Below are 16,193 nucleotides of genomic sequence, written 5' to 3' on the forward strand. Positions count from 1 at the left end.
CAGACAAGCCAGGTATCCCTATGTATGTGGGTAGGTTCCGGACATGACCCCAGCCGGAACCGGAACCGCCGTAGCAGCGAAGGCAGCCGCCCCCGCGGTGGGCCTCCCCCGGCGCCGTGGCATCGAACTGGCCCTCATCGTCGTAGCCGTACTGCTGTCCGTGTACGGGTACTGCGCCGTCGGTCTGGCCCGGCACGGCACCGTCCCGCCCGGCGCCGCCGGGTACGGCGCCGGGCTCGGGGTGCTCGCCCTGCTCGCGCACGGGGCGGTGCGGCTGCGCGCCCCGAACGCCGACCCCCTGCTGCTGCCGATCGGCGTGCTGCTCAACGGGCTCGGGCTGGTGCTGATCTACCGCCTCGACCTGGAGACCCCCGGCGACCAGGCGGCGACGACCCAACTGGTGTGGTCCACCCTCGGGGTGACGCTCTTCATCGCCATCGCCCTGTTCCTGCGCGATCACCGGGTGCTCCAGCGGTACGCCTACGTCTGTGTCGCCGCCGCGCTCGCCCTGCTCACGCTCCCGATCTTCTTCCCGGCCGTCAACGGCGCCCGGATCTGGATCCGCATCGCCGGATTCTCCATCCAGCCGGGCGAGTTCGCGAAGGTGCTGCTGGCGGTGTTCTTCGCCGCCTACCTGGCCGACAACCGCAACGCGCTGGCCTACGCGGGCCGTCAGGTGTGGCGGTTCCGGCGGATCCAGCTGCCCACCGGGCGGGTGCTCGGCCCGATCCTGGCCATCTGGCTGCTGAGCGTCGGCGTCCTGATCCTGGAACGCGATCTGGGCACCTCGCTCCTCTTCTTCGGCCTGTTCGTCGTCCTGCTCTACGTGGCCACCGGCCGCACCGGGTGGATCGCGGTCGGCCTGGTGCTCGCCTCGTTCGGCGCGGTCGCGGTCGGCTGGCTGGAGCCGCATGTGCACAGCAGGGTCGAGGACTGGCTGGACCCGTTCGCGACGATCGACGCGGGACTGGGCCCGAACCAGCTGGCGCAGTCCCTGTTCGCCTTCGCGGCGGGCGGGATACTCGGCACCGGCCTGGGCCTCGGCCACTCCATCCTCATCGGCTTCGCCGCCAAGTCGGACTTCATCCTGGCCACGGCGGGCGAGGAACTCGGCCTGCTGGGCCTCTCCGCGATCTTCCTCCTCTACGGCCTTCTCGTGGAGCGCGGTTACCGGGCGGGCCTCTCCCTGCGCGAACCGTTCGGCCGGCTGCTCGCCGTCGGTCTCGCCTCGATCGTGGCGCTCCAGGTGTTCGTGATCGCGGGCGGGGTGACCGGCCTGATCCCGCTGACCGGCATGGCGATGCCGTTCCTGGCGCAGGGCGGCTCGTCGGTGGTCACCAACTGGGCGATCGTGGCGCTGCTGATCCGGGTGAGCGACTCGGCCCGCAGCCAGTACGACGGTCAGGTGGCGCCGTGACGAAGTACATCCGGCACGCGGCCGTCTTCTGCGCCCTGCTGCTGGTGGCGCTGCTGGTCAACGCCGTCCGCGTGCAGCTCTTCCAGGCCGGTCCCTACGACGGCAACACGGCCAACCGGCGGGCCACCATCGCGCGTTACGGCCAGCCGCGCGGCGACATCCTGGTCGACGGGCGGCCGGTCACCGGCTCCCGGGACACCCAGGAGCAGCTCCGTTACGAACGCACCTACAGCGACGGCCCGTTGTACGCGCCCGTCACCGGCTTCGCCTCCCAGCAGTACGGCACGTCCCTGCTGGAACACGCCGAGGACGGGGTGCTGGCGGGCACCGACCCGCTGCTCGCGCCGTTCCCGCTGTGGAGCGACCTCACCCGCGGGCTGCCTCCCGGCGGCAAGGTCGTCACCACCCTGGACCCGGCGGCGCAGCGGGCAGCGTACACGGGGCTGGCCGGACGCAAGGGGGCGGTGGCGGCGATCGAGCCGTCGACGGGGCGGATCCTGGCACTGGTCTCCGCGCCCTCCTACGACCCGGCGGAGCTGTCGGGCAACGGACCCGCGACGAAGGCGGCCTGGGCGCGGCTGAACGGCGATCCGGACAAGCCGATGCTCAACCGGGCGGTGCGGCAGACGTATCCGCCGGGCTCCACGTTCAAGGTGGTCACCGCGGCGGCGGCGCTGGACGCGAATGTGATCACGAACCTCGACGCGCCGACCGACTCCCCCGACCCGTACACCCTGCCCGGGACGACGACGTGGCTGACGAACGAGGGTGACGGCTGCGCGGGCGCCTCGCTGCGGGAGGCGTTCAAGTGGTCGTGCAACACGGTGTTCGCGAAGCTCGGGGTGGACGTGGGCGACGACGACATGGTGGCGACGTCGGAGGCCTTCGGCTTCAACGACAGGGAACTGAGGATCCCGTTCTCGGCGGCGACGAGCACCTTCGACACCTCGGTGGACCGGGCGCAGCTCGCGCTGTCGTCGATCGGCCAGTACAACACGCGGGCCACGCCGTTGCAGATGGCGATGGTCTCGGCGGCCGTGGCCAACGGGGGTCAGGTGCGGCCGCCGTACCTGGTGGAGCGCACCACGAGCCGCGCCGGCGGCACGGTGGCGGCGGCGGGCTCGCGCCCGGCGCGGCAGGCGATGAGCCCGGCGACCGCGGTGCGGATGCGGGAGCTGATGACCGACGTGGTCAAGGACGGCACCGGCAAGAACGCCGCGATCCGGGGCGCGGTCGTCGGCGGCAAGACCGGCACGGCGCAGCACGGGCTCGGCAACTCCGGCACGCCGTACGCCTGGTTCGTGTCCTGGGCGCAGGGCAAGCGGGACCTGGAGCCGAAGGTCGCGGTCGCGGTGGTGGTGGAGGACGCGTCGGCGAACCGCGGGGAGATCAGCGGCGGCGGGGACGCGGCGCCGATCGCCCGGGCCGTGATGCAGGCGGTGCTCGCCAAGTGAGACGGGGGTACCGGAGCCGTCCAGGACCGTCCTACGTTCCGCTCATGACTGAAGCCGTAGGCACCGCCGCGTACGAACTCGCCCAGGTCAACATCGCCCGCCTCACGTTCCCGCTGGATTCCGCCGAGTTGAAGGACTTCGTCGACGCCCTCGATCCCGTGAACGCCGTCGCCGACACGGCGGACGGCTTCGTCTGGCGGCTGGTCGGCGACTCGGGGAACGCCACGGACGTCGCCGTCCTCGGGGACGACCGGCTGATCGTCAACATGTCCGTGTGGCGTGACGCCGACGCGCTGACCGCCTTCATGTACCAGGGGCGGCACCGGGAGCTGCTGGCCCGCCGACGCGAGTGGTTCGAGCGGGTCCGGGAGGCGATGGCGACCCTGTGGTGGGTGCCGGCGGGCCACCGCCCGACGGTCGCGGAGGCGGAGGACCGGCTACGGCATCTGCGGGCGTACGGGCCGACGGCGTACGCGTTCACCCTGCGGACCACCTTCCCGGCGGGAGACGCTGCGCCGTCCACCGGCGCGGCGGACGCGGTCCCCGACGGGCTGGAGTGCCCGGTCTAGCCCGGACCGGGCGCCCCGGGCAGCGGTTGGGGTGTCCCCGGCGGGGTTCCGGCCGTCGCGGGCAGGGGTCTCGGCGCCCCGGGCAGCGGTTCGCGACGGCTCAGCCACGCCGCCGGTACGTGGTCCACGCCCGTGCGGGCGGCCACGACGCCGCCGGTGATGGCGCAGGTCGTGTCGACGTCACCGAAGCCCTCGGCCGTGGTCCACAGGGCGGCGACCAGGTCGTCGGGGTGGCGGGCGGCGGACCAGACGGCGAAGGGCACGGTGTCGTCGGCCCGGACGCGCTGCCCGTTGCCGAGGAGGTCGGCGGCCTTCCAGGGCTCGGTCGCGAAGGGCAGCTCGGCGGCGCCGCGCAGCCCGTCGCGGACCGCGCTGTCCGGGGTCAGCTCGGCCACCTCGCCGAGGGTCAGCCGGCCCTGTGCGCTCAGCGCGGCCGCGACGGCCACGGCGACCGCGCCGGCGATGCCCTCGGGGTGCGCGTGGGTCACCTCGGCGGAGCGGGTGGCCTGCTCGACGACGCGTTCGAGGTCGGCCCGGAACCAGGCGCCCAGGGGTGCCGCGCGCATCGCCGCGCCGTTGCCGAGGCTGCCCTGTCCGTCGAACAGTTCCCGGGTGAACTCGGCCCAGCGGTCGGGCTGGTGCAGCAGGCGGGGCAGCAGCTGGTGCATGCCGCGGCCGTAGCCCCGGGCCGGATCGGCGGCGTGGCCGAGCGCGAAGCACAGGGCCAGCTCGGCCTGCCGGACCTCGCCGTACTGGTCGAGCACGCGCAGCAGGCCGAGGGCCATCGCCGTGTCGTCGGTCCAGTGCCAGTCCGGTTCCCGCGGGGTGCGGCGGGCGCGGATCTCGTCGTAGGCCTGGCGCGGGTCGCGGAAGAGCGGGAACCAGCGTTCGCCGAACGCGTCGCCGAGGGCGAGGCCCTCCAGGCTGCGGCGCGCGGCGGCGCCGTTCTCCTCGACGGTCACCCGCTCGTCCCCCTGTCGATCGCCTCCCGTACCTCGGCGACCCGGTCATTCTCCTCCACGGCGAACCGCCGCGCGTCCAGTTTCTCGGCGATCTCCTCGTCCTGGGCCATGAGGAGGTCCAGGCTGGAGTCGCCCATCTCGAAGACGCCCATGTCGAGGTAGGCCTGCTGCAGACGCTTGCCCCACAGGCCGATGTCCTTGACGCAGGGGACGATGCGGCTGAACAGCAACTGGCGGAAGAGGCGCAGGAATTCGGACCGCTCGCTCAGTTCCTCCGCCTCGGCCTTCGGGATGCCGAAGTTCTCCAGCACCTCCACGCCCCGCAGCCGGTCGCGCATCAGATAGCAGCCCTCGATGACGAACTCCTCGCGTTCGCGCAGTTCGACGTCGCTCAGCTGCCGGTAGTAGTCCCTGAGCGCCATGCGGCCGAACGCCACGTGCCGCGCCTCGTCCTGCATGACGTACGCCAGGATCTGCCGGGGCAGGGGCTTGTTCGTCGTGTCGCGGATCATCCCGAAGGCGGCGAGCGCCAGTCCCTCGATGAGGACCTGCATGCCGAGGTAGGGCATGTCCCAGCGGCTGTCGCGCAGCGTGTCCCCGAGCAGTGAGCGCAGGTTGTCGTTGATCGGGTAGACCATGCCGAGCTTCTCGTGCAGGAAGCGGGCGTAGATCTCGGCGTGCCGGGCCTCGTCCATCGTCTGGGTCGCGGAGTAGAACTTCGCGTCCAGGTCGGGGACCGACTCCACGATCCGGGCGGCGCAGACCATCGCGCCCTGCTCGCCGTGCAGGAACTGGCTGAACTGCCAGGACGCGAAGTGCCGGCGCAGGTCGCCCTTGTCCCGGTCGGTCATCTTCGCCCAGTACGGGGTGCCGTACAGGGTCATCGCCTCTTCCGGGGTACCGAGCGGGTCGTACGGATCCACCTCCAAGTCCCAGTCGATCCGCTTCTGCCCGTCCCACTGTTTGTCCTTGCCCTTCTGGTAGAGGGCGAGCAGGCGGTCGCGGCCGTCGTCGTACTCCCAGCTGAAACGGGCCGCGCCGCCGGCCGGCACCTGCCAGAGAGGGTCTCCCGGGTCCTTGGCGTAGAGCTCATAGGTCGGCATACCTCGCAGGCTCACACGTAGACGCCGAGTCAACAAGTCGTGTGCAGGGGATTGACTGCCTTGCTGACAAGCAGTCTCATAAGTGTCGTGGACGAGATCCCGGGCAACGAGGTGGAACAGCCATGACGACCGTGACGGAAGCCGACGCGCTGGACGGACTGCGTGACGCGCTCGGGCTGCTCAAGGACCGCGAGCAGGTGGCCGAGCGGCTGCTCGCCTCGTCCGCCAAGCACTCCTTCGACCCGGACCGGGAACTGGACTGGGAGGCACCCTTCGAGGACGGCAAGTGGTTCTGGCCGCCGGAGCTGCTGTCCCTGTACGACACACCGATGTGGAAGCGGATGAGCGAGGAGCAGCGGATCCTGCTCTCCCGACACGAGGCCGCCGCGCTCGCCTCGCTCGGCATCTGGTTCGAGATCATCCTCATGCAGCTGCTGGTGCGGCACATCTACGACAAGGCGGCGACGAGCGCCCATGTGCGGTACGCGCTGACCGAGATCGAGGACGAGTGCCGGCACTCGAAGATGTTCGCGCGGCTGATCGAGCGGGGCGACACGCCCTGGTACCCGGTGAGCCGGGCGCACCAGCAGCTCGGGCGCGTGTTCAAGACGATCTCCACGACGCCCGGTTCCTTCACGGCGACCCTGCTCGGCGAGGAGGTCCTCGACTGGATGCAGCGGCTGACCTTCCCGGACGAGCGGGTGCAGCCGCTGGTCCGGGGCGTGACGCGGATCCACGTGGTGGAGGAGGCGCGGCACGTGCGGTACGCCCGCGAGGAGCTGCGCCGGCAGATGGTGACCGCGCCGAAGTGGTCCCAGGAGTTCACCCGGGTCACCTCGGGTGAGTTCGCGCGGGTGTTCTCGATCGCCTTCGTCAATCCCGAGGTCTACACGAATGTGGGGCTGGACCGGCGCGAGGCGGTGGCGCAGGTGAAGGCCAGCGGGCACCGGCGGGAGGTCATGCAGACGGGGGCGAAGCGGCTGACGGACTTCCTCGACGACATCGGGGTGATGCGGGGCGTGAGCCGCCGGCTGTGGAAGTCCTCGGGACTGCTGGCGTAGGGGGCCGGCCGACGAGCGGGCGCGGCGAGCGGGCAGGCGGGGCGGGCGATGGACAGGCGACGGGTGGCCGACGGCCTGCGGGCGGACGGCGGGCAACGGGCGGCCGAAGCCGGCGAGCGGACGGCGGGCGACGGGCGGCCGGTCGTCGGCGGCCGGCCGTCGCCCGACAGCCGATGGGCCGGCCGGAGAGCGATTACCCTGCCGGTCATGAGCTCCTCCGCCCCCACCCCCGCCTACCGCCGCCTGAGCGTCGAGGAGCGTCGCGGCCAGCTGCTGGAGTCCGCGCTGTCGCTCTTCGCGCACCGGGCGCCCGAGGAGGTGTCGCTGGACGACGTGGCGGAGGCGGCCGGGGTCTCCCGCCCGCTGGTGTACCGGTACTTCCCCGGCGGCAAGCAGCAGCTCTACGAGGCCGCCCTCGGGTCCGCGGCCGACGAGCTGCGGCTCTGCTTCGACGAGCCCCGACAGGGCCCGCTCCTGCCCCGGCTGTCCCGCGCCCTGGACCGCTATCTCACCTTCGTCGACCAGCACGACGCCGGGTTCAGCGCGCTGCTCCAGGGCGGGAGCGTGGTGGAGACGTCCCGCACCACCGCCATCGTGGACGGGGTGCGCCGTGCGGCCGCCGAGCACATCCTCGGCCACCTCGGCGTCACGGACCCGGGGCCCCGGCTGCGGATGACCGTCCGGATGTGGATCACCGCGGTGGAGGCGGCCTCACTCATCTGGCTCGACGAGGAGAAGGAGCCGCCTGCGGACGAGTTGCGGGACTGGCTCGTGGAGCAGTTCGTCGCCGTCCTCGCGGTCACGGCCCGGCGGGACCCGCAGACCGACGCGCTCGTGCGCGCCGTCCTCGTGACGGATGGCTGACACTGGTGGCGTGAAGAGCCAAGACACCCCCTTCGAGGGTGGCCCCATGGACGGACGGGTACTGCCCGTCCTGCTCGGGCCCACCGGGCATCCGCCCAAGACGTACCGCATCCCCGTGCCGGACGCGGCCGGCGGACCCCCCACCGTGCTGATCTACCGGCGGGTGCCCCGGGGGCAGAGCAAGCGGCTCGGGGTGACGCAGGGCTGGAAGTACGAGTTCGATCCCGAGGGAAAAAAGTCCGGCCGCCTGAAGTGGCCCTGGTCCAAACCGGACCCACAACCACGCACTGGGCCGGACGCCGGGACGGACAGCCGGGCCTGACAGCGGACCGCGCGCCTGGACGGAGGCCTGACCGGGCGCGCCGCTGGGCGATGACCTGGCCGACGGCTGACCCGACCGGAGGCTAATCGGGCGGGGCGGATCGGGGGCCGAAGCTGGTGGCCGGGTCGGAGGGCCGGGGGCTGGATCGGGGCGTTGAACCGGGGACAGCCGGCCCCCTCACGCGGCCGGAACGCCGACCCGGTGAGAACGTCGGCCGCACACCGCGCCTTCCGCGCGGCCTCCTGCCGCTCGTCGCCCGCCTGCGCAGCCTCGACGCCGACCACCCAGGCCCGCCCGGGCCTGTCCATGCCCGCCCAGCGTCCGTGCCCGAAGACATCGTCCCGTCTCCGACAGTGCGCGAACTCACCGGCCCACTAACCGAGTCGACGACCCGCGCCCACCGGAGGCCGCGTCGGAGGCGCGATCCGCGAGCCGGACCGGAAGACCTCACCGGGAACCCGAGCCGGGGCCCGAGCCGGTGCACTGAACCGGCGGTCGCCGCCGGGCTCCCGACCCGGCACCGATCCAGACGCCACGCCGGGCGGCAAGCCGGAGGACACGCACGAGTGACCCCCTTGCGCCGGTCCGCCCACACTCCGCGCGCGGACCGCGCGGGCGCGTCTGATGCTCGCGATGCGGAGGTGAGCGGACGGGCCGCCCGCCCCGCGTCGGAGGTGATGACGTGTCAGGAAGGCTTCTGCGTCTGGTCTGTACGGCGGCGGTGGTCACACAGCTCGCCCTCGCACCCGGGGCCGCGGCCGCCCCGGAGCCCGGGGAGCAGCCCCCCGCACGGTCCGGGGAGCAGCCCGCCCCCGAGCCCGCGAGGCAGCCCGCCGCCCCGGCCGGGGAGCTACCCGTCGCGGAGCCCGGACAGCAGCCCGTCGCGCAGCCCACGGAGCAACCCGCCACCCAGGCCGGGGAGCAGCCCGCCGCGCCGTCCGGCGCGCAACCCACCACACCGTCCGGCGGGCAGCCCGCCGCGCAGGCCGGGGGGCGGCCCCTCGCGGAGCTGCTGACGGACCTTCAGCAGCTGTACCGGCTGGCCGAGCAGGCCACCGAGACCTACAACGCCACCGAGGAGCAGCTGAAGCGGCAGCGCGCGGAGGCCGCCCGGCTCGACACGGAACTGGGCCTGGCGCGGCGGTCGCTGCGCGAGAGCCAGGGCGCGGCGGGCCGGCTGGCCCGCCAGCAGTACCAGGGCAGCACCGACATCTCGCCCTACGTCCGCCTCCTCCTCGCCCGCGATCCGCAGCACGCGCTCGACGAGGGGCATGTGATCGGGCAGGTCGCGCAGGAGCGGGCCGAGACGGTGGGCCGGCTGACCGGGAGCGAGCGCAGAAGCCGCGAGCTGGCCGGCCGGGCCCGTACCGCCCTCGACCGGCAACTCGCCCTGACCGAACGGCGCAAGAAGGAACGGGACGACGTCCGCGGCCGCCTCGCGGCCGTCGAGCGGCTGCTCGCCTCGCTCGACGCCGACCAGCTGAGCGCGCTGGCCGCGCTGGAACGTGACGGGATCGCGAAGGCGCAGGACACCCTCATGACATCCGGCACGCTCAGCGGTGAGCGGAAGCCGACGCGGGAGGGCGAGGAGGCCGTGCGCTACGCCGTGCGGCAGCTCGGGAAGCCGTACGAGTGGGGCGCGGAGGGCCCGCTGTCGTACGACTGCTCGGGGCTGACCTCCCAGGCCTGGGGTGACGCCGGCAAGGCCATCCCCCGCACCAGCCAGGAGCAGTGGGCGCGGCTCCCCCGCATCCCGCTCGCCGAACTGCGCCCCGGTGATCTCGTCGTGTACTTCCCCGAGGCCACGCATGTGGCGATGTACCTCGGCGACGGGATGGTGGTCCAGGCGCCCCGGCCCGGCGCAAGGGTGAAGGTCTCCCCCCTCGCGGCCAACCCGGTCCTCGGCGCCGTACGCCCCGACCCCGACGGCCGACCGCTGCCGCGCTACACGCCACCGAGACTGCCCGTCCACGCCCTGGACGGCGCGGACGAGGGCTACGCGCCCGCGGCGCCGCCACCGACGTCCGTCCTGTAGGCGCGGGCCCCACGGCCGGCGAGACCCGGCCGCCACGACGCCCGGGCGCTTACCTCCGAGGTAATTGTGGTGTCCGGCCGGCGCTGGCTAGGTTCGCGTCGTCCGAGTCGCATCGCCCTATTCACGTTGTCCTACGGGAACGAACGAAGGAGCCGGACGTGCCCGCATACGGGTTCGCGCACTTACGGGACCGTCGCCACCACCCGGACGTCCTGGAGTACCTCACACGTGTCCAGGGGACCCTCGATCCCTTCCATGGCCGCTTCCTGGTGCACGGCCCGCCGGCCGTGGTGGTGGAGGGGAGCTGGCCGGGCAGCATGGTGCTGATCGAGTTCCCCGGCATGGCCGAGGCTCGCGCGTGGTACGAGTCCCCCGCGTATCAGCGGATCCTGCGGCTGCGGGCCGACCACATCGAGGGGGACCTCGTCCTGGTCGAGGGCGTCGGTCCCGGCTACGACCCGCGGGAACGCGCGGAGAAACTCCGGGCGGAGGCGGCCGGGGAGCACACGTAGCAGGGTGAGGTGAGCGACGGCCCCGGTACATCCGGGGCCGTCAACGGGCCGTCAGCAGGCCGACCGGCGACCCCCGACGAGGGGGGACGACAGGCGGACCGCGGGCCGGACGCCGGTCAGGCGCCGCCGACCTCGGCCAGGTAGGCGGCTGTCTTCTCCGGCTCGTAGAAGTAGTCCTCCAGGTCGGAGGGGTCGTTGAAGGCGTTGGCGAAACGGTCCGCCACCGGCGGGAGCTGGCCGGCCGCGCCGATGAGGTTCAGGACGTGCTCCGGCGGCGGGGCCAGCATGGCGTTGGTCCACTTGGTGGCGTGCTGGGCGGTGTTCCAGTAGCGGTCGAAGGTGGACCGCATCCAGCTCTCGTCGAACGGCTTCTCCTCGTGTTCGAGGATCGCCGCGAGGTACGCGGCCGCGCACTTGGACGCCGAGTTGGATCCCTGGCCGGTGATCGGGTCGTTGGCGACGACCACGTCGGCGACGCCCAGCACCAGTCCGCCGCCGGGGAGACGGCCGATGGGGTTGCGGACGGTCGGGGCGTACCGGCCGGAGAGCGTGCCGCCCGCGTCCGTGAGCTCGACACCGCTGGTGCGCGCGTGCTCCCAGGGCGTGAACGTCTCCATGAGCCGCAGGGTCAGGGCCAGGTGCTCGGCCGGGTCCTTGATCCCGCCGAACGCGTCGAGCGGGCCGCCGGGAACGCCCTCCCAGAACAGGATGTCCGCGCGGCCGGAGGTGGTCAGCGTCGGCATGACGAACAGCTCGCCGACGCCCGGGACCAGGTTGCAGCGGACCGCGTCGAACTCCGGGTGCTCGGGGCGCGGAGCCAGGCCGTGGACGTACGCCACGGCCAGGGCGCGCTGCGGCTCGCTGTACGGGGAACGGGAGGCGTCCCGGCCGAACATCGACACCAGCTCGCCCTTGCCGGCCGAGACGAGGACCAGGTCGTACGTACGGGAGAAGTAGTCGAGGTCGCCGACCGCCGCGCCGTGGATGACCAGTTGGCCGCCGCGCTGGGCGAACGTCTCCATCCAGCCGGCCATCTTCACCCGCTGGTCGACCGACTGCGCGTACCCGTCGAGCCTGCCCACCCAGTCGATCGCGCGCTGCGAGGGACCCGGGTCGAAGGAGCCGGGGGCCGCGACCGAGACGCCGACCCCCTCGATCTTCGGTGCCTGGGACTCCCAGAAGTTCAGCTGGAGATCGCGCTCGTGCTGGAGTGCCGTGTCGAACATGCACTGGGTCGACATGACGCGGCCGGAGCGGATCTCGTCCGCCGTCCGGTTCGACATCAGTGTGACCTCGTACCCGTGCGACTGGAGGCCGAGGGCGAGCTGGAGACCGGACTGGCCGGCTCCGACGACGAGTATCTTCCGCATGCGGGTGTTGGCTCCTAGATCGCGACTACTCAGGGGTTTCGTCGAGCGCGTGGCCCACGAGGGACAGGAGGGTCTCGATCACCGAGATCCGGCGGCGCGCATCCATGATCATTACAGGTATGTGCGCGGGGATCGTCAGCGCCTCCCTCACGTCCTCCGGCTCGAACCGCTCGCTCTCGTCGAAGTGGTTGACCGCGACGACGTACGGCAGCCCGCAGCTCTCGAAGTAGTCCAGCGCCGGGAAGCAGTCCTTCAGGCGGCGGGTGTCGGCCAGCACGACCGCGCCGATCGCCCCGCGCACCAGGTCGTCCCACATGAACCAGAACCGCTGCTGGCCCGGCGTGCCGAACAGGTAGAGCACCAGGTCGTCGTCGAGCGTGATGCGGCCGAAGTCCATGGCCACGGTGGTGGTCAGCTTGCCGGGCGTGGCGGTGAGGTCGTCGGTCTCCTCGCTCGCCTCGGTCATCAGCGCCTCCGTCTGGAGGGGCGTGATCTCCGAGACCGCCGTGACCAGCGTGGTCTTGCCCACGCCGAACCCGCCCGCGACCACGATCTTCGTCGCGATCGGAGCGCGGGTGCGGTCCGTCTGCCACGGCTGCAACGGCCCGTCGGGTTCGACCGGCGGGGAGACGCCCGCAGCGGCGGCGTCAGAGACGACGGAGTCCACTCAGCACCCTTTCCAGCAGTGCGCGGTCCGGACGGCCCACGCCGTGGCCGGTACCGGTTCCGTACACACGGATCTTTCCCTGGTCCGCCAGGTCGCTCAGCAGCACGCGGACCACACCGAGCGGCATCTTCAGCAGCGCGGCGATCTCGGCCACCGTGCGCATACGGCGGCACAGTTCGACGATGGCCCGCATCTCCGGCATGACCCGGGTGCTGAGGGAACCATTCGTCAGTTCCTTGCGCTCCTCCGCCGCCTCGATCGCGGCGGTGGCGGCCACGAACGTCTCGACGAGGAGGACGTGCCCGAAGCGCGTACGGCCGCCCGTGAGGGAGTAGGGGCGGACGCGGGCGGGCTTGCGGTCGCCGCCGCGCACCGGAAGGTGCGGCCTGGAGTTTCCGGGCGCGGTGCTCATCGGGCGCTCTCCGTCGGCTCGCTCTCCAGGGACTTCCGCAGTTCGTTGCGGAGTTCCGGGGTCAGGACGTGGCCGGCGCGGCCGACGAACAGCGCCATGTGGTACGCCACGACGCTCATGTCGCAGTCCGCGGCGCCGTGGACGCCGAGCAGCGAGCCGTCGCTGATCGACATCACGAACAGGCTGCCCTCCTCCATGGCGACCATGGTGTGCCTGACCCCGCCGAACGTCATCAGCTTGGCGGCGCCGACGGTGAGGCTGCCGATGCCGGAGACGATGGTGGCGAGGTCGGCGGAGGAACCGCGTGGGCCGGCGGGCTTGTCGTCGTGGGCGGCGCGGGCCTCGGCGGTGCGGCCGGGGTCGGAGGACAGCAGGAGCAGCCCGTCCGACGAGACCACCGCGACCGACTGGATGCCTGGCACCTCCTCCACGAGGTTGCTCAGCAGCCAGTGCAGGTTACGAGCTTCGCTGCTCAGGCCGAAGGTACTGGGCGCGGTCAACTGCTTGCCTCCTCGACGGTGCCCCCCGTGGCTTCCTGGCCTTGTGCGGGTCGTGCGGTTCCGGTGGCCGGAACGTGGTTCTGGGCCGTCTCCTCGGCGATCTCCTCCGCCACGTCACGGTGTCCGGCCTCCGCCCCCCGGCGGAAACCACCGAGTCGGCGGCGCAGTGCCTCGGCATCGACGGAGCCGGTGCGCTGCCGTGGTGCCTGGGCGGGCGCGGAGATCTTCGGGGTGCGCTTGGGCAGCCCCTTGCTGGTGACCGGGTCCTCGACCTCGTCGGGGGTGCGCTCGTGGGCGTCGGGGCCGATCACGTAGGGGTCGGCGACGGGGCGGGGCCGCGCGGCGGGCGCGTACGGCTCCACCGGCGTCTCGGGCACCTCGGGCGCCTCGGGTGTGGACCGCTCGGGTGCCGGGGCCGTCTCGGCCGCGGGTACCGGCGTCAGCACCATGGTGGTCTCGGCGGGCGTCTCGGGAGGGACGACCGACCCGCCCTGCGGCGGCACGGACAGCGGTGCCTGTCGTACGTCGGGCTGCTGTGCGTCCGTCTGCGGTGCGTCCGTCTCCGGTGTGCCCACGCCGGTCACGTCCGGCCGGGGTACGTCCGCGTGCGGCACGTCCGGCCGCGCTACGTCCGGATCGGTGTCCGAGGAGTCCCGTACCGCCTTCTCCGCGAGGGCGACCAGCGGGTCGTCCCCGGCCGAACGGCCCCGCAGGACGTTGGAGTTGGCCTCCGCGTCGGCGCCCGGCAGGCTGTAGGCCTGCGGGCCGCCGGCCGCCGGTTCGGCCGACGGGACGGCGGACGGCGGGGCCGCCGCGAGCAGGTTCCGCGGGAGGACGACGACGGCCGCGATGCCGCCCTGCTTCTGCTCCCGCAACTGCACCCGCACACCGTGCCGGTGGGCCAGCCGGGCCACCACGTACAGGCCGAGCCCGAGACCCTCCGCGCCCTCCTGGTCGTAAGGGGACTCGGGGTCGAAGTCGGCGAGGCGGGCGTTGAGCCGGGTCAGCCGCTCGTCCGTCGTGCCGATGCCCTCGTCCTGGACGGAGAGCATGACCTCGCCGTTCTCCAGGAGCCAGGCGGAGACCTCGACGGGCACGTCGGGCGGGGAGAACGAGGTGGCGTTCTCCATGAGTTCGGCCAGCAGGTGCGAGAGGTCGTCGGCGGCGAACCCGGCGATGTGCGCGTGCGGCGGCAGCGCGGCGATGCGCACCCGGTCGTAGCGCTCGATCTCACTGACCGCCGCCCGGACCACGTCGACGAGCGGGACGGGGCCGGCGTGCTGCTGGACGTGCTCGGTGCCGGCCAGCACGAGGAGGTTCTCGCTGTGCCGGCGCATGACCGTGGCGAAGTGGTCCAGCTTGAAGAGGGTGGCCAGGCGGTCCGGGTCCTGCTCGCGGTCCTCCAGGCCCTCGATCACCGCGAGTTGCCGCTCGACCAGGCCGAGGGTGCGCAGCGCGAGGTTGACGAAGGTGCCGCCGATGCTGGTGCGCAGCCGCTCCAGCTGGGCGGCGGAATCGGTGAGATCGGCGCGCAGCTCCTCGCGGGCGTCGGCCATCTTCTGGCGCTGGCCGACGAGGTGCTTGCGGTCGGCCTCCAGGGTGGCGATGCGCTCGTGGAGGGCGGCGGCGTGCGCGTGCAGGGCGTTGACCGAGCGGACGACCTGGGCGAACTCGTCGTTGCGGCCGGTGAACTTGACGGGTTCCTCGGCGGCGGGGTGCTCGGCGTCCGCCAGCCGGGCCGAACCGCGCCGCAGCACGGAGAGCGGCCGGGTGAGGGAGCGGGCCATGGCGGTGGCGATGCCGAGAGTGAGCAGCAGCAGCGCGCCCAGGGCGGCGACACGGATCTCCAGCGCGGTGACGTCGTCGTCGCGCAGCGTGGCGAGGTCCTTGGCGCGGTGCTCGTAGAGCGAGGACTCCGCGCCGCGCATCAGCTCGACGCGGGCGGTGAGGGCCGCGTCGAGCTTCTTGGCGCTGGTGGCGAGTTCGCCGTCGGACAGCTCCGGCTGGTCGGTGAGCCGGGCGAGGTACCGGTCCGCGGTGTCGACCTCGGGGCCGGTGACCGTGGAGTCGTAGGAGGAGATGGCCGACTTGGGCGCGGAGTCGCGGAAGTCGAGGAGAGCCGCGTCGGAGCGCAGCCGGGCCTGCTGGGCGGCGGCCGTGAGGGCGTCGCGCTGCTCGGTGTCGGCGTCGGAGGAGACCTGGACCGTGACCGGCAGGCCGGTGGTGGGGCTGAGGACCGTCTCGGTCTCCGTCGGCACGCTGAGCGCGGCCAGCAGCAGCCCACGGGCGGCGGCGGCCTGCTGGACGGCGGAGTCGAGCTCGGCGAGGGCGTACGCGCCGGAGCCCGCGCGGACCGGCATCTGTTCGGCCAGCCGCTCCGCGAGCCGGTGGAGTTCGGTGATGGCGGCGGAGTAGGCCCGGTGTGTTTCCAGAGCACTGCTCTTGCCGGTGAGCGCCGCTCTGCGCACGGCCGCGACCTCGTCGAGGTCGGCCCGCAGCGAGGCCGGCGCGTCGGGGTCGGCGCGCAGGTCCTCCGCCAGCCGGTCGACCCGGGCGCTGCGCTGCTCCGCGGGCGCCTTGGACTTGGGCCGGCCCGCCGCGACGTAGGAGGTGACCTCGTCCCGCTCGTCGGCGAGCGAGTGGGCCAGCACCAGCGCGTCCTGGGTCTGCCCGGCGAGTGTCACCAGATTCTGGGAGTCACCGACCTGCCCGGAGGCGGTCAGCAACGAAGGGGCTCCCGCGCCGGCGACGGCCGCGGCCACCACGGCCACGGCGACGATGAGCCGGTTGCGTACGTGGGTGGGACGGCCCCTGCCGACGGAGGTGCTCTGCGCGTCCCCTTCGGAGGCCGACTTCTTTCCTGTGCGCCGAGGCCGCGTCTTCTGCACCGGTGCTCGCATTCCTGATTCGTGTACCCATGGGCCCGGATGACGTTCCGTCAATGG

Annotated in this window: 15 protein-coding genes; 8 read left to right on the forward strand and 7 right to left on the reverse strand. The window is 72.7% G+C overall.

Annotated features, from left to right (window positions below; all coding sequences use genetic code 11):
- Positions 1 to 43 precede the first annotated feature (43 nt).
- From ACWCQK_RS21240 to ACWCQK_RS21250, 3 genes are read left to right on the forward strand one after another with little or no spacing between them, the layout of a single operon-like run.
- Complete coding sequence (locus ACWCQK_RS21240; RefSeq protein ID WP_451157018.1) at positions 44 to 1,417, forward strand: FtsW/RodA/SpoVE family cell cycle protein; 1,374 nt, start codon at positions 44 to 46, stop codon at positions 1,415 to 1,417.
- Positions 1,414 to 2,871: a penicillin-binding transpeptidase domain-containing protein gene (locus tag ACWCQK_RS21245; protein ID WP_451157020.1), complete on the forward strand. Its 1,458-nt coding sequence runs from the start codon at positions 1,414 to 1,416 to the stop codon at positions 2,869 to 2,871. Before ACWCQK_RS21240 ends, ACWCQK_RS21245 begins: the two co-directional genes overlap by 4 nt.
- 44 nt (positions 2,872 to 2,915) lie before the next feature.
- Positions 2,916 to 3,440 carry a DUF3291 domain-containing protein gene (locus ACWCQK_RS21250; protein ID WP_451157022.1) on the forward strand — a complete coding sequence of 175 codons (525 nt, stop codon included), beginning with the start codon at positions 2,916 to 2,918 and terminating at the stop codon, positions 3,438 to 3,440.
- Here the strand turns inward: ACWCQK_RS21250 and ACWCQK_RS21255 are convergent.
- The gene (locus tag ACWCQK_RS21255) at positions 3,437 to 4,402 is read right to left on the reverse strand and encodes an ADP-ribosylglycohydrolase family protein (RefSeq protein WP_451157024.1); all 966 of its coding nucleotides are present in this window, start codon (positions 4,400 to 4,402) and stop codon (positions 3,437 to 3,439) included. The two genes, ACWCQK_RS21250 and ACWCQK_RS21255, sit on opposite strands and share 4 nt — an antisense overlap.
- A complete protein-coding gene (locus tag ACWCQK_RS21260; protein WP_451157026.1) occupies positions 4,399 to 5,505 on the reverse strand; it encodes a ferritin-like domain-containing protein in 1,107 nt (368 codons plus the stop codon). The genes ACWCQK_RS21255 and ACWCQK_RS21260 overlap by 4 nt, the downstream gene beginning before the upstream one ends.
- Before the next feature lie 122 nt (positions 5,506 to 5,627).
- On the opposite strand from ACWCQK_RS21260, the gene ACWCQK_RS21265 reads away from it, so the two are divergent.
- The 5 genes from ACWCQK_RS21265 (at position 5,628) to ACWCQK_RS21285 (ending at position 10,299) form a co-directional block, all read left to right on the forward strand.
- Positions 5,628 to 6,566: an AurF N-oxygenase family protein gene (locus tag ACWCQK_RS21265; RefSeq protein WP_451157028.1), complete on the forward strand. Its 939-nt coding sequence runs from the start codon at positions 5,628 to 5,630 to the stop codon at positions 6,564 to 6,566.
- 207 nt (positions 6,567 to 6,773) lie between these two features.
- On the forward strand, positions 6,774 to 7,430 hold the full coding sequence (locus tag ACWCQK_RS21270; protein WP_451157030.1) for a TetR/AcrR family transcriptional regulator: 657 nt from the start codon (positions 6,774 to 6,776) through the stop codon (positions 7,428 to 7,430).
- Positions 7,423 to 7,752 carry a hypothetical protein gene (locus ACWCQK_RS21275; RefSeq protein ID WP_451157032.1) on the forward strand — a complete coding sequence of 110 codons (330 nt, stop codon included), beginning with the start codon at positions 7,423 to 7,425 and terminating at the stop codon, positions 7,750 to 7,752. Before ACWCQK_RS21270 ends, ACWCQK_RS21275 begins: the two co-directional genes overlap by 8 nt.
- 682 nt (positions 7,753 to 8,434) lie before the next feature.
- Positions 8,435 to 9,787 (forward strand): NlpC/P60 family protein, encoded by a 1,353-nt coding sequence (locus ACWCQK_RS21280; protein WP_451157034.1) that lies wholly within the window; start codon positions 8,435 to 8,437, stop codon positions 9,785 to 9,787.
- Positions 9,788 to 9,945: 158 nt separating this feature from the next.
- Complete coding sequence (locus tag ACWCQK_RS21285; RefSeq protein WP_451157036.1) at positions 9,946 to 10,299, forward strand: DUF1330 domain-containing protein; 354 nt, start codon at positions 9,946 to 9,948, stop codon at positions 10,297 to 10,299.
- A gap of 116 nt (positions 10,300 to 10,415) precedes the next feature.
- On the opposite strand, the gene ACWCQK_RS21290 is transcribed toward ACWCQK_RS21285, so the two are convergent.
- From ACWCQK_RS21290 to ACWCQK_RS21310, 5 genes are read right to left on the reverse strand one after another with little or no spacing between them, the layout of a single operon-like run.
- Entirely contained in the window at positions 10,416 to 11,669 is a 1,254-nt protein-coding gene (locus ACWCQK_RS21290) for a styrene monooxygenase/indole monooxygenase family protein (RefSeq protein ID WP_451157038.1), read from the reverse strand.
- Positions 11,670 to 11,694: 25 nt separating this feature from the next.
- Entirely contained in the window at positions 11,695 to 12,336 is a 642-nt protein-coding gene (locus tag ACWCQK_RS21295) for a GTP-binding protein (protein ID WP_451157040.1), read from the reverse strand.
- Entirely contained in the window at positions 12,317 to 12,748 is a 432-nt protein-coding gene (locus ACWCQK_RS21300; protein WP_451157042.1) for a DUF742 domain-containing protein, read from the reverse strand. Before ACWCQK_RS21300 ends, ACWCQK_RS21295 begins: the two co-directional genes overlap by 20 nt.
- The gene (locus ACWCQK_RS21305) at positions 12,745 to 13,248 is read right to left on the reverse strand and encodes a roadblock/LC7 domain-containing protein (protein ID WP_451157044.1); all 504 of its coding nucleotides are present in this window, start codon (positions 13,246 to 13,248) and stop codon (positions 12,745 to 12,747) included. The genes ACWCQK_RS21300 and ACWCQK_RS21305 overlap by 4 nt, the downstream gene beginning before the upstream one ends.
- Positions 13,245 to 16,136 carry a nitrate- and nitrite sensing domain-containing protein gene (locus ACWCQK_RS21310; protein WP_451157046.1) on the reverse strand — a complete coding sequence of 964 codons (2,892 nt, stop codon included), beginning with the start codon at positions 16,134 to 16,136 and terminating at the stop codon, positions 13,245 to 13,247. The genes ACWCQK_RS21305 and ACWCQK_RS21310 overlap by 4 nt, the downstream gene beginning before the upstream one ends.
- Positions 16,137 to 16,193: the final 57 nt, after the last annotated feature.

The organism is Streptomyces sp. NPDC002306, from assembly GCF_053593435.1.